At 40.1% G+C, this 19,849-nt stretch carries 15 protein-coding genes; 13 read left to right on the forward strand and 2 right to left on the reverse strand.

Features of this window, described 5'->3' with window-relative positions; translation table 11 throughout:
* Positions 1 to 3,565, reverse strand: a 3,565-nt coding sequence (locus tag F6K23_RS31530; RefSeq protein ID WP_293163414.1) for an SdrD B-like domain-containing protein, incomplete at its 3' end; no start/stop codon positions are given.
* 193 nt (positions 3,566 to 3,758) lie between these two features.
* On the opposite strand from F6K23_RS31530, the gene F6K23_RS31535 reads away from it, so the two are divergent.
* From F6K23_RS31535 to F6K23_RS31585, 13 genes are all read left to right on the forward strand, one after another.
* Positions 3,759 to 4,055: a zinc ribbon domain-containing protein gene (locus tag F6K23_RS31535; RefSeq protein WP_367267875.1), complete on the forward strand. Its 297-nt coding sequence runs from the start codon at positions 3,759 to 3,761 to the stop codon at positions 4,053 to 4,055.
* The gene (locus tag F6K23_RS31540; RefSeq protein ID WP_293163416.1) at positions 4,052 to 4,246 is read left to right on the forward strand and encodes a hypothetical protein; all 195 of its coding nucleotides are present in this window, start codon (positions 4,052 to 4,054) and stop codon (positions 4,244 to 4,246) included. Before F6K23_RS31535 ends, F6K23_RS31540 begins: the two co-directional genes overlap by 4 nt.
* Before the next feature lie 405 nt (positions 4,247 to 4,651).
* Positions 4,652 to 4,801 (forward strand): hypothetical protein, encoded by a 150-nt coding sequence (locus tag F6K23_RS31545; protein WP_293163419.1) that lies wholly within the window; start codon positions 4,652 to 4,654, stop codon positions 4,799 to 4,801.
* 694 nt (positions 4,802 to 5,495) lie between these two features.
* Positions 5,496 to 5,621 (forward strand): hypothetical protein, encoded by a 126-nt coding sequence (locus tag F6K23_RS31550; RefSeq protein ID WP_293163422.1) that lies wholly within the window; start codon positions 5,496 to 5,498, stop codon positions 5,619 to 5,621.
* Between the two features lie 149 nt (positions 5,622 to 5,770).
* Positions 5,771 to 5,908 carry a hypothetical protein gene (locus tag F6K23_RS31555; protein WP_293163425.1) on the forward strand — a complete coding sequence of 46 codons (138 nt, stop codon included), beginning with the start codon at positions 5,771 to 5,773 and terminating at the stop codon, positions 5,906 to 5,908.
* Positions 5,909 to 7,706: 1,798 nt separating this feature from the next.
* Positions 7,707 to 7,802 (forward strand): helix-turn-helix domain-containing protein, encoded by a 96-nt coding sequence (locus tag F6K23_RS42315; RefSeq protein ID WP_293124264.1) that lies wholly within the window; start codon positions 7,707 to 7,709, stop codon positions 7,800 to 7,802.
* The gene (locus F6K23_RS42320) at positions 7,789 to 8,481 is read left to right on the forward strand and encodes an RNA-guided endonuclease InsQ/TnpB family protein (protein ID WP_367267876.1); all 693 of its coding nucleotides are present in this window, start codon (positions 7,789 to 7,791) and stop codon (positions 8,479 to 8,481) included. The genes F6K23_RS42315 and F6K23_RS42320 overlap by 14 nt, the downstream gene beginning before the upstream one ends.
* Positions 8,462 to 8,878, forward strand: coding sequence for an RNA-guided endonuclease InsQ/TnpB family protein (locus tag F6K23_RS42325; protein ID WP_367267877.1), 417 nt, complete (start codon positions 8,462 to 8,464; stop codon positions 8,876 to 8,878). The genes F6K23_RS42320 and F6K23_RS42325 overlap by 20 nt, the downstream gene beginning before the upstream one ends.
* Positions 8,879 to 8,979: 101 nt before the next feature.
* Complete coding sequence (locus F6K23_RS31565; protein ID WP_293163428.1) at positions 8,980 to 9,360, forward strand: hypothetical protein; 381 nt, start codon at positions 8,980 to 8,982, stop codon at positions 9,358 to 9,360.
* A 510-nt stretch (positions 9,361 to 9,870) separates the two neighbouring features.
* Positions 9,871 to 13,551, forward strand: a complete 3,681-nt coding sequence (smc, locus tag F6K23_RS31570; RefSeq protein ID WP_293163431.1) for a chromosome segregation protein SMC — start codon at positions 9,871 to 9,873, stop codon at positions 13,549 to 13,551.
* A 272-nt stretch (positions 13,552 to 13,823) separates the two neighbouring features.
* Entirely contained in the window at positions 13,824 to 14,072 is a 249-nt protein-coding gene (locus F6K23_RS31575; RefSeq protein ID WP_293163433.1) for a hypothetical protein, read from the forward strand.
* Between the two features lie 200 nt (positions 14,073 to 14,272).
* Complete coding sequence (locus tag F6K23_RS31580; RefSeq protein WP_293163435.1) at positions 14,273 to 14,947, forward strand: transposase; 675 nt, start codon at positions 14,273 to 14,275, stop codon at positions 14,945 to 14,947.
* Between the two features lie 359 nt (positions 14,948 to 15,306).
* Entirely contained in the window at positions 15,307 to 16,407 is a 1,101-nt protein-coding gene (locus F6K23_RS31585) for a PRC-barrel domain-containing protein (RefSeq protein WP_293163438.1), read from the forward strand.
* Positions 16,408 to 17,267: 860 nt separating this feature from the next.
* On the opposite strand, the gene F6K23_RS31590 is transcribed toward F6K23_RS31585, so the two are convergent.
* Positions 17,268 to 19,283 carry an adenylate/guanylate cyclase domain-containing protein gene (locus F6K23_RS31590; RefSeq protein ID WP_293163441.1) on the reverse strand — a complete coding sequence of 672 codons (2,016 nt, stop codon included), beginning with the start codon at positions 19,281 to 19,283 and terminating at the stop codon, positions 17,268 to 17,270.
* Positions 19,284 to 19,849 lie beyond the last annotated feature (566 nt).

Here is a 19,849-nt window from a genome sequence, read left to right on the forward strand (position 1 = left end):
TACCATTGTTATCAGTATCTTCAAAAACGGTACCTGATATGGTGCCTACTTGCTCATCCACAAAGTCGTTACCAGTATCATTTTCACCAGGGTCTAAGATCACTGGGATGTTGTTAGCGATATTGTTGCTACCACCATCTGTGTCATCACCACCGTCATTTTGACCATCGACTTCACTCACATCTTGATAACCAGGTAGGTTTGTTTGCACCACCTCGTAGTTACCAGGTTCTACATCTGTAAATGAGTATGTACCGTCTGAACCTGTAGTTGTAGTGTCTACAGTCTGGCCTTGGTCATCTAGCAAGGTTACAGTTACACCTTCTAGAGTAGTATCACCTGTACCATCATTATCAGTATCTTCAAAAACTGTACCTGATATGGTGCCTACTTGCTCATCTACAAAGTCGTTACCAGTATCATTTTCACCAGGTGTGAGAATAACTGGGATGTTGTTAACGATATTGTTGTTACCGCCATCTGTATCATCACCACCGTCATTTCCACCATCTACCTCACTCACATCTTGATAACCAGGTAGATTAGTTTCCACAACCTGGTAGTCACCAGGAGCGACATCTGTGAATATATAGTCTCCATTGGCATCAGTTGTTGTAGTGTCTACGGTAGCGCCCTGGTCATCCAGCAACGTTATAGTGACGCCTTCTAGAGGAGTATCACCTGTATCATTGTTATCAGTATCTTCAAAGACTGTACCGGATATGGAGCCATTGGGTATCTCCTCAACCTCAGCAGTGTCATCATCAGTAACGTCATCGTTATCTTGACCATCGCCATCTACATCTAAGTCGGTGCCATCTGCATAGGTAGGATTAGCTGTTGTTGTAGCCGTATTAATTAAGTCACCATTAATAGTAGTCTCATAGAAGTAGACTGCCATATCACCAGGAGCTAAACCATCTCCAGGAGTTCCACTCAATAGCGTTAGGTCATTGATGCTTATGCCTAAGTCATTATCATCAATTTCAATACTGTTGAGATCAGTTGCGCCAGTGTTAGTCACCTTGAAGTAGTAGGTAACCTCAGCACCAGGAGCGCCTGTAATTAATTCACCACTGCTGCCAAAGGAAGCACCATTGTCATGACCCGAAGCAACAGTCTTTTGAATTTCTATAGCTGGTTCAAAGTTCAGTGGGTCTTCTGTTTCAAACTCATCAAGGGGATCGCCACCTCCTGGCGGCCTTAACACACCTTGGTTGATAATGGTGTCTGTACCTGCTGTCAAGTCCCCAAACTCATCAATCTTCACCTTGAAGGTAATAATTTGGTTACCACCTTTGGGTAAAGCGACAGTGTTGGTAAACCCACTTTCATCTAATGGAAAAGCAGTACTACCAACATCAGCAATTGGTGAGTCTGGAATGCCGTCCCCATTGTCATCATACTCAGTAGAGTTCAGCACATAGGTCGCATCATCAAATACTGGCGAGAAGAAGTCGAGAACGTTGAAAGACCCAGCAGGTAAATCTACTTGACCAATATTGACAATATTGATCGAGTATAGTAAGGTATCCCCAGGACTAATCTCTCCGTCGCCATCAGCATCAGTTTCTAGTTGAGAAGTTTTTCCTGCTTCTACAATAGGTAGGGCAGGTATCACTGTACCTAAATCAAGAGAACGACCTTGATCCGCAGTGCCTGGTCCATCAGTGTCAGCAGGACTCTGACCCCAAGCTACCGCAATATCAACGGGATTGCTCAGATCATTACTAGGATCGGCTGCAAAAATAATCGCCCCCGTCATATCCTGATCGTCTTCAGCTCCTGAATAAACAGAGCTATCATCAACAATCTTAATGCTTTCGAGAGCAGACACAGAGACAGTATTGTCAACAACGCCATCACCGTCGAAATCAATATTAATAGTTGCATCTTCGAGGGCAGTTACCCAGACCACATTGAAACTATCAAAACTGGGGTTATTTTGAGTATTACCATAACCCCAGCCAATCAGAGCTTGGGAGGTAAGTTGATTAGCCGCGGTTAAAGGATGCCCCCAGTCAAATGTCCTGCCGCTATTATCAGTTCCGCCAGTACTGTCTGTCTGAGTGAGAGCGAAAAAGTCTTCTCCTCCTGCAGTAAAGAAGCGACCTCCTGAACCATCGGGGATTGCTGGACTTAAGGCTGTACTCCCTGCTGGCACTGTAATAGTTCCATCAGGGCTACTACCACCGAAGAAGTCGTAGGAAACTGTAATATCATTGTCTGTATCTGGGTTGTACAACCACACTTGGGTTGGACCATCATTGCCATTACCGCTCTCAACACCATCGCCAACAGGGGTGTAGTAGTCGTTTGACCAATCCGCTAGTGGAGCCAGGGAGTAAAAGCGCACTTCCCACTCTGAGCCAATGTCTCCAGTCACTAGGCCTGCTTGTACCGGAGAACTTGTTGTTATATGATCTCCTTGATTTACCCGCACCACAAAATTTTCGCCGGTGTCGAGCAGTCCTTGAGAAACATTGTTGAGGAAAACTTCGGTGTTGTCTTCTCCAGCCATCACATAGAGGCCTGTGTACTCAAATGCTTCGGTGCCACTTGTTCCTGGGACATCCTCACCCACTGGCATCACAAATTCAGTACCCCAGGTATCTGTATCCAGTACTTCTACAGCACCAGCTAGCACAGTACCTGGGTTGAAGCTACCTGCTATTTCAGGATAAGCACCACGGGTTACGGCAATGGGGAAGGTGGCCTGAATTCGATCGCTGGCATCATATAGATCTAGGTCACCGTTGATTGTGCCATCGGGATTTTGTCGCACAATTGGTACGAAATTCTCAAGTACCATTGCATCGCCACCAAAATGGACATCATCCAGAGCATCCAAAACGTTGTCTTGGTTTCTGTCAACATCGACTATTCCATCACCATCCGTATCTGCTAATGGTGAAATTCCGTTAGTAATATCTTGGTCTCCCCAGATTCCTATTCCAGTTCCTGGAACTGCGGGATTTAGTACATCAGCTTCATAACCGTCTTCCCAATGGTCGTAGTAAATAATTGTGTTATCTGCGGCGATGGCGACTGAGATGATTGTGTTGATGTCTCCGTCGGTATTGGGTTGGATAGTGTCAAAAGACGTGAATACATCGTCTTCCCGTAGGGGCACAAAATAAGTTTGTACCGGAGGCGTTAGGGGTAAGGCATCGGTAAAGGTTGTTGATGCTATCTCGTCATCAGGTGTAAAAAATATGCTATCGGCACCCACTCCCGTTGCTGTCAAATTCAACGTCGCATTTAAGGCATCGGGGGGACCACTGCCAGTACTATTATTATCAATGGGCACAAACCACTCGGCCGTAAATTCACCAAATTCATCCACAGTGGCTTTGATAGGTTCATACACATCTACATCACCATCATCCCCCGGATCATCCGGGTCATCTGTAATCTCAACTATCACCTCTGAATTAGGCGTATACCCGCTCCCGGTAATTACTGCCGTTTCACCAGGCGCGTAATCCTCTTTGTCAGTTGAGACAATGGGCGTTAAAAAAGGTCCATATACATCCGTATTGTTACTACCCTGATTTTGATCCATGACTGTTTATTTTTATTCCTCAAATGTCTTCATTCTTTAGGTATATCACTAGTTTTCGATAAAGATGCTATGAAACATAGAATCTTCATCGAATCTTCATAAATACGAGTTTCCCCTTAATCGAATCTTCATAATATTAATTTTCATCAAGATCATTGACAAACAGACAAATAATGAGGTAATTGACAGATGATTGTGGGTTTATGAGAATGGCAGAAGTTATATCAAATCCATTGGTGTAATTAGATTCATCTGTGGGGAAGGTGGGGAGCTAGAATATAAGTGTCAATGGTACGGATCTGAGTTGGTAGTCATTGATAGATTTTTCCCATCCTCAAAGACTTGCTCGAACTGCGGTCATGTTCAAGATATGCCCTTGGAGCTGAGAACTTATGATTGCAAGAAGTGTGGGTTGTCAATAGATAGAGATTTAAACGCTAGTATTAATTTGAGAGATGCGGTCGGCTTGACCGTGAATGCCTGTGGATGAGTAGCCGCCGACGGCCTCACAAGAAGCAGGAAGTAAACAGTAAAATGTCATTTTATGACGTTTTATATCGGTTTTATGAAGCAGATGAGGAGGAAGTAAACATCAAATTGTCACGTTATGTAACGCTTTGTATCAGTTTTATAGAGCAGATAAAGATTTGGCAATGGCGCTCAGGTGGAACATTTTTTTAGACCGAACCCGAGCGGATTTGATATCATCTATTTGTTGAATTTATAAAATTGGGGCGTTGGTGAAAAGAGGTATGATATCTGTCCGGATAAGAGCGCGATAAAACTCTGTTCCGCTTACCCGACCAAAAAACTTTCTCCTTATACTCGGGGTTTCTTCTTCTTTCTTCCCTCCTGACTCCTGAGGACTGACTCCTGAGGACTGACTCCTGACTCCTAAGTAATTAAGATTAGTATCATACACGCGCTTTACCAACGCCAAAATTGGAAATCCTAATATTATTGATTCACAGTTAGTAAAAACTACTGAAAAAGCGGATGCAACCGAGTTAGAAAAATTTCACACTCACAGTGAGTGGCAGCAGATGCAAGGTCTGATATCAAATCCGGTAGCATCGGTGTAATTAGATGGGGAGATGGGGAGATAGGGAGGTAGGGAGGTGGGGAGATGGGGAACCCACCCCTCGCCCCTCCCCCTCCCTGGAGGGGAATATAGAGAAATATTTGGTAATGGTTGAAGATGGAACATTTTTTACGTGCCGAATTAAACGGATTTGATATCATATCAAATTCGTTTAATTGGACATAAAAAAAATCTCGAATCGTCATAACTACGCTCATCTTTGTGATTCTCTCTCTTCCTGACTCCTGACTCTCCCTCCTGGGAGCAGGAGGGGTGGGTTGACTCCTAAAGACCTAACCAATCTGTAACTGTTTAACCTGATTTGATATGACCCAGTCTCAGGAATCATTGACATCTCCAGGGGTTGAAACACCCTGGATTCCGTGGTTTACCCACCGCAAATGGGATCAATCCACATTTGCTTACAGCCTGAAGGGCAGACTTCTAAACTCCTCGGCATAGACCAAAATCTAGCTGTGAGCTTACTTTTTTTAGCTTTCACGAGTGGTTTTACTCGCGCTGGTTGGAGCAATCTTCTCGCTGCTTTAGCTGCCTGCTTGCTTTTCCTGCGGAATGCGCTCGCATTCAGCCGTCGTAGGAAATTAATTCCCCGTCTCCTGTCCACCGGAATTTCACCGCAAAGCGCGGTCATGTCATGGCGACAAACCTTGTTCTTACTTGCTATATCTAGTATAGCATGTATAGCAGATTTTTACTACGGGTTAAAATCCGCGTGTCGTTATTCAACCAGCCGTTAAAACAGGCGCTGCGTACTTCCTCCCGTTATTTTTTTAGGTTTTGCAAGAGCGGAAGGCTACTTAGCGAGGTATCCAACAACAACTTCAGGAGTTGGAAAATCAACAACAGCTTTTACAAGAAAAGGTAGAAGCTTCTTCCCGTCAGCAGTCAGAATATCAAGAGCAAGAATTAGCAGATATACAATTAGAAAAGACCATTATTATTGTAATTGTCTAGAGCAGTATGGATTGATTCACCAGTTGAACGGTGCCGTTGGGGGATTTTTTTTTAGGCTATATTGTATATAATATTATCTGTGTGACTAAAAGGTGATCGCGACTATCAAACCCTTACTTACTCTGTTATTGAATAGTCTAGAGATACTAATGGTGGGTTGGGAAGCAATTAAATGTGATCGAGTTATTGAGAGCGATCGCAACACATCCTCTAGGGAAGTGAATGGATGCGATCGGTTAAAAGGGAGGAATTTTTCACCTAAGTCTCTCATGGCCTTTTTTTTTTAATCCTTACCCTGCCTTTTTTTACGCGGGAAATATGCCAAAAAGATAGGGCTTTGTTGCATGGAAGTAGCGATAGAACATCCATGCCGCAGCTATATCGCTCTGTTTCGCCATTATTAATGTTTGATCTATTGTCCAATAGTTATTGTTCTACTGATTAGCGATCGCTCTGTTTCGCCATTATTAATGTTTGATCTATTGTCCAATAGTTATTGTTCTACTGATTAGCGATCGCTGTGTTTGGCGATTATTGATGATTTATCTATTGTCCAATAGTTATTGCTCTGCTGAGTAGCGATCGCTCTGTTTCGCCATTATTAATGTTTGATCTATTGTCCAATAGTTATTGCTCTGCTGAGTAGCGATCGCTCTGTTTCGCCATTATTAATGTTTGATCTATTGTCCAATAGTTATTGTTCTACTGATTAGCGATCGCTGTGTTTGGCGATTATTGATGATTTATCTATTGTCCAATAGTTATTGCTCTGCTGAGTAGCGATCGCTCTATTTCGCCATTATTAATGTTTGATCTATTGTCCAATAGTTATTGCTCTGCTGAGTAGCGATCGCTCTATTTCGCCATTATTAATGTTTGATCTATTGTCCAATAGTTATTGCTCTACTGATTAGCGATCGCTGTGTTTGGCGATGATTGATGATTTATCTATTGTCCAATAGTTATTGCTCTGCTGAGTAGCGATCGCTCTATTTCGCCATTATTAATGTTTGATCTATTGTCCAATAGTTATTGCTCTGCTGAGTAGCGATCGCTGTGTTTGGCGATGATTGATGATTTATCTATTGTCCAATAGTTATTGCTGTGCTGATTAGCGATCGCTGTGTTTGGCGATGATTGATGATTTATCTATTGTCCAATAGTTATTGCTGTGCTGATTAGCGATCGCTGTGTTTGGCGATGATTGATGATTTATCTATTGTCCAATAGTTATTGCTGTGCTGATTAGCGATCGCTGTGTTTGGCGATGATTGATGATTTATCTATTGTCCAATAGTTATTGCTGTGCTGATTAGCGATCGCTGTGTTTGGCGATTATTGATGTTCTATACTATTGTCCAATAGTTACAGCAGTTTCCGCACATAATGTTGAGCAAAAACTCCTATTGCGCCATACGCAACAAAAGCAAATTCTGAGCAAAAACTCCTATTGCGCCATACGCAACAAAAGCAAATTCTGAGTAAAAATTTCTATTGCGCCATACGCAACAAAAGCAAATTCTGAGTAAAAACTCCTATTGCGCCATACGCAACAAAAGCAAATCTTGAGTAAAAACTCCTATTGCGCCATACGCAACAAAAGCAAATCTTGAGTAAAAACTCCTATTGCGCCATACGCAACAAAAGCAAATCTTGAGTAAAAACTCCTATTGCGCCATACGCAACAAAAGCAAATCTTGAGTAAAAACTCCTATTGCGCCATACGCAACAAAAGCAAATCTTGAGTAAAAACTCCTATTGCGCCATACGCAACAAAAGCAAATGTTGTAGAAGTAAGCAAAAATTCTTATTGCGATATTCGCAATAAAACCACTGAATCAAAACTAAGCAAAAATTCTTATCAAAATAATATGGGTCTAAAACCCTGCCTTTTAAGGCGCAATATTTTTGGAGCCTTGCTCAAATTCCCGTTACAAAAATAACTTCTTACTTCTGACTTTTGAATTCTGACTTTTGACCGAAAAAATGGGTCTCAAGCCTCGCCCTAGAAGGGCGACTTTTTATTGTGGGTTGATTTTTTTTCAATAAATATGCTATCATTTTGTTAGGAGCAAAAGTCAAGTTATGAAAGCTAGATTTAAGTACCGTATATATCCAACCCCGGGACAAAAATACCGAGAGCGCCAAGCTATTTGGCTGTGTCCGTGTGGTTTGGAATGATAGTCTAGCTTACTGCCAACAGAGGTATAAATCAGGAGAAAAGAAATCTGACTTATCAGAACTACAAAAGCTTTTTATTACTCAAGCTAAAAAGACTGAAGAAAGAGAATGGTTGTCAGAGGTTTCTAACATACCATTGCAGCAATCATTGAATGATTTAAACCAAGCTTATCAAAACTTTTTTAAGTCAACAAAAGGCCAGAGAAAAGGTAAGCCTGTTAAACCTCCTAAATTTAAAAGTAGGAAATCAAAACAGACCGCTAGGTTTAGAAAGGGTGGCTTTAAGATTGGTCAGCATAAAGTTTATTTAGCTAAGATTGGAAAACTAAAAATAGTTTGGTCAAGGGAGTTACCTGCTGCTCCATCATCAGTAACAGTAATCAAAGATTCCGCCCATAGATATTTCTTGAGTTTTGTAGTAGAAATACAACCAGAAATCTTACCTAAAACTGATAATTCAGTAGGTATAGATTTAGGTATTAAAACTTTTGCTACATTTAGCGATGGTACAAAGGTTGATGCTCCTAAGCCACTGAAGGAACGAATTAAGAAATTAAGAAAGTTAAGTAAGTCATTATCTCATAAAACTAAAGGGTCAAAAAGGTATGAAAAAGCACGGGTTAGAGTAGCTAAATTTCATGCCAAACTAAAAGATACGCTTGACAGATTTTCTACATAAATTATCTACTAAAATAATTCGTGAAAACCAAACAGTTGTTTTAGAAGATTTAAACGTTTCTGGTATGATTAAGAACCGTAAATTATCTAGAGCAATATCTGATTTAGGTTGGAGAACTTTCAGAACATTCCTAGAAGGAAAAGCAGAAAAATATGGTAGTGATTTTAGAGTAATTAATCGTTGGGAGCCTACTTCTCAAATTTGCTCAAATTGTGGCTTTAAAGGTGGCAAGCTAGACCTTAAGGTGCGAGAATGGGAGTGTCTCAACTGCGGTGCAAAACATGATAGAGACGAGAATGCAGCAATAAATATATTAGTCGCGGGCGGGCAGTCCGAGACGCTAAACGGACGTGGAGGCAAGCGCAAGACTACCGCATCTGGCAGCAGCAGCCAATGAAACGTCAACTCGCCGAGGAGCTACGGCTCGGTAGGAATCCCCCGTGCCTTCAGGCCGGGGAGGATGTCAATTAGTTAATGCAGGCATTGCTAAAGGGCGGGATGAATATAAGTGGTAAGTTAAGTGGGAGCAGGCATCCTGCCTGTCTCCATCCTGCCTGTCCCGAAAATATCTCGAACGGCAAAATATCTCGAACGGCAAAATATCTCGAACGGCAAAATATTTGGAACGGCAAAATATCTCGAACGGCAAAATATCTGGAACGGGCAAATATTTGGAACGGCAAAATATCTGGAACGGGCAAATATTTGGAACGGCAAAATATCTGGAACGGGCAAATATTTGGAACGGCAAAATATCTGGAACGGCAAAATATTTGGAACGGCAAAATATCTGGAACGGGCAAATATCTGGAACGGGCAAATATCTGGAACGGGCAAATATCTGAAACGGGCAAATATCTGAAACGGCAAAATATCTGAAACGGCAAAATATCTCGAACGGCAAAATATCTCGAACGGGCAAATATCTGAAACGGCAAAATATCTGAAACGGCAAAATATCTGGAACGGGCAAATATCTGGAACGGGCAAATATCTGGAACGGGCAAATATCTGAAACGGGCAAATATCTGAAACGGGCAAATATCTCGAACGGCAAAATATCTGAAACGGCAAAATATCTCGAACGGCAAAATATCTCGAACGGGCAAAATATCTCGAACGGCAAAATATCTCGAACGGGCAAAATATCTCGAACGGGCAAAATATCTCGAACGGCAAAATATCTCGAACGGGCAAAATATCTCGAACGGGCAAAATATCTCGAACGGGCAAATATCTCGAACGGCAAAATATCTGAAACGGGCAAATATCTCGAACGGCAAAATATCTCGAACGGGCAAGATGCCCATTCCACAAATCCCAAGTCCTGTCTATAATGTCTAGAATAATTAAAAGCCTAAAATCTATCCAGTCCACAAACTGGCCTTCATGGTTCATATCAAACGCCTGGAACTCACAAACTTTAAATCTTTCGGTGGCACTACTACTATTCCGTTGCTGCCTGGATTTACTGTGGTTTCTGGGCCTAATGGTTCTGGCAAATCCAATATTCTCGACGCACTTTTATTCTGCCTGGGCCTATCTACTTCCAAAGGTATGAGAGCCGAACGCCTACCAGACCTAGTTAATAACAAATTAGCAGGACGCAAAACTGTTGAAACTATAGTTAAAGTCACTTTTGATTTAGAAGATGTAGAAACAAGTCTAAATGGGTACGAAGACCCCGAACCTTCACAGTCAGAAACCCAAACAACTACAGAAAATCCACCAGAAGTAATAGAAAATGGAGCAAATACTCCAGAATCTGAAGATCCATTTGAGATAGCTTCATCTTTTCATTCATTAAGTGAGTGGAGTATTTCCCGCCGCCTCCGAGTAACTAAACAAGGGACTTACACCTCCACTTATTATATGAATGAGCAACCATGCACCCTGACCGAACTCCACGAACAACTAAATCAACTCCGGGTCTACGCCGAAGGATATAACGTTGTGCTTCAGGGTGACGTAACCAGCATTATTTCCATGAAGTCTCGCGAACGTCGGGAAATTATTGATGAAATGGCAGGTGTGGCTCAATTTGACAGAAAAATTACCTTGGCCAAAGATAAATTAGACTTGGTGAAAGAACAAGAAGAAAAGAGTGGCATTGTAGAAAAAGAACTGAAAAAACAATGTGACCGTCTTTCTCAAGACTGCGTAAAAGCTCAAAAATATCAAGAATTGCGGGGTCAACTAGAACAAAAGAGTCTCTGGCAAACAATTCTTAAATGGCAAAATCTCCAAAAACAAGAATGGAAACTTAGAGAAAATATAGAATCAGGCGATCGCTCTGCCACAGAAATTAACCAAAATATTCAAACCAAACAAACCGAAATTCAACAGGCCCAAACCGAGCTAGACCAACTCAATGTCCAAGTAAAAGCTTTGGGAGAAGAAGAACTTTTAGCCCTACAATCAACCCTCGCCACCCAAGAAGCTGACCGCCGTCAACTCAAACAAAAGCATAAAGAATTAGAAACCACAATTGAGCAAACCATCAATAACCTCAGCCAACTCCAACAAGAAATACAGAAACATCAACAAAATCTGGAAATATTAGCCACAAACAAAATTGTTCAAGCTCAAGAAGTCGAATCTCTAGAGACCACTCGCAACCAAGCACGGGAAACTCTTAACCAACAACGAGAGTCAGCTAGTGCCATTGCCTCTACTGCTGAAGCTTGGATACAAGAACAAGCCCAACTTCATCATCAAATTGAAACCCTACAACAAACCCTCAACCCCCAACTTACCGAACAAGCAAGAGTTAGGGAACAAATACATCAGCTAGAAAAGCAAATCCAAGAACAGCAAGAGTCCATGGCCGCCCTGGCGGTAGAAATAGAAAATCAAAATACTTACCATAAAAAAATAGAAAAGTCAAGAGAGACCGCCAATTATCAAGTAGAATCCTTGACCAAACAATTAGCAGCAGTAGAACAAGACCTGCAAATTCAACAAGATACTCAAACTCGCCTCCTCCAAGAACAAAGGGAAAGACAGCGGAAACTAGATAAATTAGAAGCCCAACAACAGGCAGTTCAAGAAGCTTCGGGAACTTATGCCACAAAAATGCTGCAACAGTCTGGTATTTCTGGCATTTGTGGTTTAGTGGCACAACTGGGGAGAGTAGAACCAAAATATCAGTTGGCTTTAGAAATTGCTGCCGGAGGACGCCTGGGAAATATGGTGGTAGAAAATGATGCAGTGGGAGCTGCCGGGATTGAATTTTTGAAGCGGCAAAGAGCTGGGAGAATGACATTTTTACCTTTGAATAAAATTCGGTCTCCTCGTCTGAACCGGGATGATAGTTTGCGTTGGGGGGCAGCGGGGTTTATTGATTATGCGGTAAATTTGATTGACTGCGACTCTCGTTATCAGAATATTTTTGCTTATGTGTTTGGCTCCACCGTGGTATTTGATACTTTGGCAAATGCTCGGAAGTATTTGGGTAAACATCGAATTGTTACTCTGGATGGGGAAATATTGGAGACCAGTGGGGCGATGACTGGGGGAAGTGTGTCCCGTCGTTCTGGTAGCTTGCATTTTGGTACAGTTGATGGTAATGAGTCGGCAGAAATAGGGGAAATGGAAGTTCATCGCCAGCGCCTCCAGGAAATAGATATTGTTTTGGAGCGCTGTCAGGTAGAGATTTCTCAGAGAAAGGAGGATGTGAAGGAGCGATCGCAAGCTTTGATGGAAGGGAAGCAGTATTTTAGAGAAACTCAGCTCAAAGTGGAGCAAATTGAGTCAGAATTGCAAAAATTGAGGAAACAACAGGAGCAAGGACAAGGGCAATTACAGAAAAATGAACGAGAACTGGCCAATGCTCGGACAAGATTAACATTCTTAGACCAAGAAATTCCGGCACGAGAAGTCCAATTAACAGAGTTAAAGCAAACTTTGGCTGAGTTGGAAAAGTCTCATACTCACAGTGAGTGGCAACAAATGCAGGAGATGATTAGGTCTCAGGAAACTGTATTGCAAGAGCGGGAGAGTAATTGGCGAGCTGCTCAACAACAATTTCAGGAGTTGGAAAATCAACAAAGACTTTTACAAGAAAAGGTAGAAGCTATTTCTCGTAGACAGTCAGAATATCAAGAGCAAGAATTAGCAGCTAGGGAAAATATTAAAGATATAAATAGTCAATTATCGGTTGTAGACGAGCAAATTGCTGAAATTAAAGCAGGTATGGCCAAAGTAGAAGAAAAATTAGGCACAGAAAAACAAAAAAGAGACCAAGCAGAGGCAAGTCTGCGAGAACTTTATTTAGCTAAACAGCAATTAGAATGGCAACTACAAAAACTCCAAGAATCTCAGGAAGGACGTCGGGAACAGTTAGTGGCTTTGCGGACTCAGTTAGAAGAACAAAAGGCAGAATTACCCGAACAAGTGCCAGAAGTGCCGGAAAATATTAAAATAGGAGAATTAGATAAGGAGGTGCGATCGCTACAGAAACAACTTCAGGCCCTAGAACCTGTAAATATGTTGGCCCTGGAAGAATATGACCAAACCCAAAAACGTTTAGAAGAGCTAAGTCAAAAGTTAGCTACTCTGGAAGGAGAGCGGACGGAGTTGTTGTTAAGAATAGAAAACTTTACTACTTTGAGACAACGTTCATTTTTTGAGGCTTTCAATGCTGTGAATGAAAATTTTCAGACCATTTTTGCCCAACTTTCTGAAGGAGATGGTTATCTACAGTTAGATGATACAGAAGACCCATTCAACAGTGGGTTAAATTTAGTAGCCCACCCCAAAGGAAAACCAGTGCAAAGATTAGCCTCTATGTCTGGGGGAGAAAAATCTTTGACAGCTTTAAGCTTTATATTTGCCTTACAGCGTTATCGTCCATCTCCTTTTTATGCCTTTGATGAAGTGGATATGTTTTTAGATGGGGCAAATGTGGAGCGATTAGCTAAAATGATTAAACAACAGGCACAACAAGCTCAATTTATAGTTGTCAGTCTACGGAGGCCAATGATGGAATCATCCGATCGTACTATCGGCGTTACCCAAGCTAGGGGCGCTCATACCCAAGTTTTAGGGATTAAAATGACTAAAGATTAAATCTATTGAAGAAGGAGACAGGAGACAGAAGACAGGAGACAAGGGTAGCGGTTTGCTGGTACACAACTATCGTTAATGTCCCTACAGGAGTCAGGAGCTGATTGCTAGTATCAATATCTATGGCAATTTCCGGTAATAACTGACACATCTGATGGGTATTTTTTGGACTTAGCCAAAAAAATAGTTGACAATGTGGTTGGAGGTGATTTGATTGTACGCCAAAAAACTCGAATTAAAACTCAGTAACCAAGAGCAATCAAAAATGGCTCAATGTGCTGGCCCGTGCCCGTTTTGTTTACAACTATGGCCTCAATATGGTTAATGCAACTTCTGCCATGACCAAAGTTAACAAGGGTGGTCAGAAAGTTAGCTTGAGTTACAAATTACGCATTTTAGAAGCTAAAAAAGTCTTTACTAACTATGTAAAAAAGCAACCACAATATACCTGGGCTAATAATTATTCCTCTCGCATTTACCAAAGTGCTTTTCAACATCTAGGTGAAGCATTTAAACCGAAATAGGGAACCAGTAAATATCCTAAATTGAAAAGGAAAAAAGACAGACAATCTTTTACTGTTTATGACGGTAATGGAAAAGTAACTATTAGTCCTGGTAAAAAAATTAAAATACCAACATATTAAAACTTTTCAATTATGGGAATCAATTCCTTACACCACAGCAAGCCATACTTTTACTATTAGTAGAACAGGGGAAAAATGGTTTGTTAGTTAAAGCAATTGAAGCCGAGCAGTTGCCAGTTCATCCTCTATTAGATGAGCGGCAATACGAAACTTTTGGTATAGATGTTGGGGTCAAACAATTTGCCAGTATAGCAAAGCAAGAAAAGAGGGACTCCGAAGTTGTAAGTCTCCCAGACTCTATTAAACTAGAGCAATTAAAAATGGCTAAATTTCAATGGCGTAATCGGAAGAAACAACTAGGAGGTAAAGGTAAACAACCTTCAAAAAATGCTATTAAATATTACAAAAAACTCGCGAAGTACCATGACCGTGTGAAGAACGTGCGCAGGGATTTCATAGAGAAAACTACTACAAAATTAGTGGGTAAAGTTAAGCACGTCTGCTTAGAGAGTTTAAATGTGAAAGGGATGATGCAAAATGGTAAATTGGCAGCATCAATAGCAAGGCTTGGATTTTATGAATTTAGACAACGATTGACAACCAAAATCGTAAGCTCTGGTGGGACAGTAGTGCTAGCTGACCAGTGGTTTCCATCATCCAAAACTTGTCATAATTGTGGTTGTATTAACCAAGAATTAAAGCTAAAAGACCGTACTTTTAACTGTCCTCACTGCGGAATGAGAATAGACCGGGACTTGAATGCGGCACTGGTGTTATCTCAGTATGGGGAAGTTAATGAGAATGCTAGGGGGTAGGCTGTACCCGAATTTACGCTTGTGAACTGGAAGAGGGCGGCCTCCCAGGTTGAAGCAAGAAGCAAACATCTAAGACTTGCATTACCAGGTTTTACCCAATGAGTGCCGGAATTGTATAGGTATTGTACAGCAGTGAGAATAAGCTCCTGTGGATTCAAGGCCGATAAATTACAATATAGAAATTAGTAATTTATCTTAACTTTTGAATTTGGACTGCTTTCTCAGAGAGCAGCTTCGGGAGGATGTCAATGATAAATTACAATATGGAAATTATTAATTGTTCTTAACTTTTAACTTTTGACTTTTGACTTTTGACTTTTGACTTTTGACTTATTATTAATAATCGGGATTAAACAATAATGACATTTGAACAAATTTGGCAACGCTCCGATCTGTTAGGGACTCAAATAATCACCCGTGATAAAGGTAAGCGCCTAGGAGTAGTAAGCCAGTTATGGGTAGACGTTGATAGACGGGAGGTAGTAGCTATTGGACTACGGGACAATATATTAGCCGTAGCTGGAATACCTAAGTTTATGTTTCTCGAAAATATCCGTGAAATAGGCGATGTTATTTTGGTAGATGACGAAGAAGTTGTGGAAGAAGATATTGATCCTGAAGCTTATAGTAGTCTAATTAATAGCGAAGTCCTGACAGAAAATGGTGAACTATTAGGCCGAGTTCGGGGTTTCAAGTTTGATACTACAGATGGCAAAGTTTTGTCATTGATTATTGCTTCTATTGGTATACCACAAATTCCAGAGCAAGTTATTAGCACTTATGAACTCTCAATTGATGAAATTGTTAGTAGTGGGCCAAATCGGCTGATTGTGTTTGAAGGTTCTGAAGAAAAACTCAAACAGTTAACAGTGGGAGTATTAGAACGTTTAGGTTTAGGAGAAGCACCTTGGCAAAAAGAGGAAGATGGATTATATTATCCTCCCACTGTGAAACCTGATAATCAATTAGGTACAGGACAACCAGCTACTCAGGAACCTATTCGTACAGTAGCACCGTCAACTCAAGAAGCATGGGATGAAGATTGGGCAGAGCCAGAACCCAGAAGACCTAGAGTAGTTGAACCTGAACCTGTTTATGATGACTACTATGAACAAGAAGTTGCTCCCCCTCCACGTCAGCTAGAGCGAGAGGCAGTTTATGAAGATTATTATGAGACAGAAGCGGTTGTTGCACCACCAGTCGCCCGTCAGGTAAGACAAAAACCTACTTATGATCAGTATGAAGAAGATAATTGGGGAGAGTCAGACGGATATGAGTATGAAGAGGAGAAATATGAACAGAAAGAATATAAACCTGCTGCAGAATATGAATATGACGAAGATATAGAAAAAGATGCCTGGGCTGATGATGAGGCTCCAAAACCCTATCAAGCACCTCGTGTAAATATTCCTCAGAAAACTAAGATGCCAGAATATGAAGAAGAACCTGGTGGTTATTAAATAGTGTTTACCAGCTTGCAGCATCCGCAAATAGCGATCGGCAAAAACTTAAGGTATAGCAGTTGAAGGAAAGGTTAGGATAGATTAAAAGCTTAAAACTTAGGCAAAGTAAGATTTTTCCAACTTCCTTCTTCTTCTCTCCTGATATAACTAGGTAGATATGATATAAAATCCGGTTATATCATGTCCGGTAGCATCGGTCTTGTATAGTAAGTAGGCAACAGCTCATCTGCTCCGGAAGGCAACAGGTAATATCATGTCCGGTTGAACAGTGATAAATAAACAACTACGGAGGAGTCAGGAGTCAGGAGTCAGGAGTCAGGAGAGAAGAAAGAAGAAGGAAGAAGGAAGAGGAAGAACTGGAGTTGAAGGAGAAAGTTTTTTTATAACTAATTATCCGGACATGATATAAGATATTTTTATGAAAAAGGCACGAAAAAGGATTTTTTAGGGTGAATTTTTCGTATCCTTAGCTTGCTCTAGTTAAAAGATTTATTTTCTGGAGATGTCTATTTATCAAAATAATATGGGTCGCGCAACCCCGCCTTTTAAGGCGATCGGGTTTTTGGAGAGTTGCTCAAATCCCCTACTTCCCCTCCACGGTCGGGGGAGGGGCTAGGGGTGGGTTAACTTCTGTACCTCCCCAATCCGACAGCTTCCCTATCTGACTTCTGATATCATGTCCGAAGGCAATCGTTTGTGTAAAAGTTAGCGTGGATATCTACAGGGAATTTAAGTTTTTTTCTTGTCTTAAGCCTTCCGGAGCTGTTGCCTTCCGGAGCTGTTGCCTTCCGGAGCTGTTGCCTACCTTTGCTATACAATACCGATGCTACCGGACATGATATGACTTCTGACACGCGTTAACATCCCTCTATTTTGCCCTTAAGAAAATAAGTAGTCATACCTCCTTTTCCTTTGATTGATATCTTACCCCGCTCTTCAAATACAAATTTTTTCTGGAGTCGCTGATATACAACATTAGTAACTTGAATTTCACTAGCAATACCACTAGACTCCATCCTAGATGCAATATTTACAGTATCGCCCCACAAATCATAGATAAATTTAGTTTGACCAATAACTCCAGCAACCACAGGCCCGACATGGATACCAATTCGCAGAGTCAAAGGTTTTTCTAGCCGATCGCATAGATCATCAAAACTAACCTGCATATCTAGTCCCATATTAGCGATCGCCTCCAAATGCTTATCTAGCTGAATTAGCAAACCCCCAACTACCATATAAGCATCCCCAATAGTTTTGATTTTCTCTAAACGATGTTTTTTAGTTAGTCGGTCAAACTCAGAAAAAATCAAATTCAGAAAATTTACAAGTTCAACGGGAGAAACATTTGAGCAAAACTCAGTAAACCCCACCAAGTCAGCAAATAAAACACTCACATCATCAAAACTATCAGCGATCGCCCTTTGCTCTTGTTGTAGACGTTGAGCAATTTTAGCTGGCAAAATATTTAGCAACAACTGTTCCATTTGTTCTTGCTGAAACTTCAAAGCTTCCTGCGCCATTTTCCGCTCAGTAATATCAGAAACAGTGCCCTCATAATACAACAGTTTCCCCTGAGAGTCATGTACAGCACGAGCATTTTCAGAAATCCAAATTGTCTGACCATCTTTGCGATATATTAAGGACTCAAAATTATATACAGCATTATCTACTCTAATTGCTGCTACAAATTCTTGCCTACGGTTAGTCTTGACATATAACTGCCGAGAAACATCTTTAATATCTTTGAGTAACTCTTCTGGTGAATGATAACCATAAATTCTTGCTAGTGCCATATTTGCACTAATAAAACGTCCACTAGGAGTGGATTGAAAAATACCATCAACAGCATTTTCTACGATACCATGGTATCGTTGTTCTGCAATTCGGAGAGCTTCTTCTGCTTGCTTACGTTGGACTAAAGAGGCTAATTGGGTAGCTACTGCCTGAATTAATTTGATCGGATAAAGTGGGAAAGAAATAACTTTTTTTTTAAAGAAAATCAAGACTGCTAATGCCTGATTATCCGCAATAATTGGCACTCCAAAAGCTGCTTTTAATCCCATTTCTGCAGCTACTTTTGACTCAGTTGAAAAATCTTCTATCCACTGTGGTTTTTGGGATGCCCAAATCTTACCAGGCAAACTATTATTATAGCTAAAAGTTAGCTTTGAACTTTGAGTTCCAAATTGGTATAAATTAGGATCTCTAGCATACCAAACTTGACTATATTCAAGTACATTAGTAACATTATTAGGAATCCATGCTTCACTAAAATCCCAATTAATTAGTTGGCAACAAGACTTAAGAATAATTCCTAACGCAGAATGAAAATCATCGGCATTATTGATAGATTGAGTTGTTTCTAATAAAAACCTAATTTCTATTTCTGCTCTTTCTTTTTCTGCTATTTCTGCTTGTAATTGTAGATTCTGGTCTGTCAATTCTTGGTTTTTTTCATGTAGTTGTGCTTGTAAGGAACTAATTGTTAATTGATTTTTAACTCGCGCTAAAACTTCTTCACTTTGAAAAGGTTTAGTAATATAATCAACGGCTCCTACTTCAAAAGCTTTAACTTTATCTAAAGTTTGATCTAAAGAACTAATAAAAATTACTGGAATATCATAAAGTTCATCTAAAGTTTTTAGTTGTTGACAAACTTCATAGCCATCCATTTCTGGCATCATTATATCTAGTAATATTAAATTAGGAGGATTAGCTCTAATTGTCTCTAGAGCAGTTTTGCCACTTAATTCTGCCTTAACTTTATAGCCGTTACGCTGGAGCAAGATTGACAAAAGTCTTAAATTAATAGGCACATCATCAACTATAAGTATATAGTTTGATAAAACAGTATTTAAGTCTAGGGACATACTTTCTATAAGTAATATATAAGTAATAATTTAATTAAAACTTAGTATAACAGCTCTATTGAAATTTTATAATTTGTAATATCATATTTGGATAATTGCCGACCGATGAAATTATCGCTATCGGTAGCACTAAAAAAACACGCTCATATATATTCTCTCTATCTCCCAATCTCTAAAAATTATTTAATTTGAAATAAAAAAATAATGCTACGGTTATTGATGATTTTAGTTATTAAGTAATCAGTATAATACCAATTTGATCAACATTTGTTACAAATAGTAGAAGTCAAAAAGAAGGAAGAAGCAAAAAGGAAGAAGGAAAAATGTCAAAAAAAAAGGGAAAACAATAGATATAACCATCTTAAATCAACTGGATAAGTCATTCTTAAGCATATCCAGTCGAGATGCACTTTTTATAGAATTCTTTTTTCAAACTGGTATAATTCAGTAATATTTTAAATAATGATCGCTATGAAGTCTAGATATATTACTACTGACATTATACAAATAGTATAGTAGTTAAATTAACGACTTTTAAAGTTATAATTAATAATATTATATTAATT

The organism is Okeania sp. SIO2C9 (assembly GCF_010672455.1).
In the GTDB taxonomy this organism is placed as follows: domain Bacteria; phylum Cyanobacteriota; class Cyanobacteriia; order Cyanobacteriales; family Microcoleaceae; genus Okeania.

Excerpts from the sequence above, each read along its gene's own strand:
- F6K23_RS31585 (WP_293163438.1), top strand. The coding sequence starts at position 15,307 with ATGACATTTGAACAAATTTGGCAACGCTCCGATCTGTTAGGGACTCAA.
- F6K23_RS31545 (WP_293163419.1), top strand. The coding sequence starts at position 4,652 with ATGGGGAGATGGGGAGATAGGGAGGTAGGGAGGTGGGGAGATGGGGAA.
- F6K23_RS42315 (WP_293124264.1), top strand. The coding sequence starts at position 7,707 with ATGAAAGCTAGATTTAAGTACCGTATATATCCAACCCCGGGACAAAAA.
- F6K23_RS31540 (WP_293163416.1), top strand. The coding sequence starts at position 4,052 with ATGAGTAGCCGCCGACGGCCTCACAAGAAGCAGGAAGTAAACAGTAAA.
- F6K23_RS31590 (WP_293163441.1), bottom strand. The coding sequence starts at position 19,283 with ATGTCCCTAGACTTAAATACTGTTTTATCAAACTATATACTTATAGTT.
- F6K23_RS31555 (WP_293163425.1), top strand. The coding sequence starts at position 5,771 with ATGGTGGGTTGGGAAGCAATTAAATGTGATCGAGTTATTGAGAGCGAT.
- smc (WP_293163431.1), top strand. The coding sequence starts at position 9,871 with ATGGTTCATATCAAACGCCTGGAACTCACAAACTTTAAATCTTTCGGT.
- F6K23_RS31565 (WP_293163428.1), top strand. The coding sequence starts at position 8,980 with ATGAATATAAGTGGTAAGTTAAGTGGGAGCAGGCATCCTGCCTGTCTC.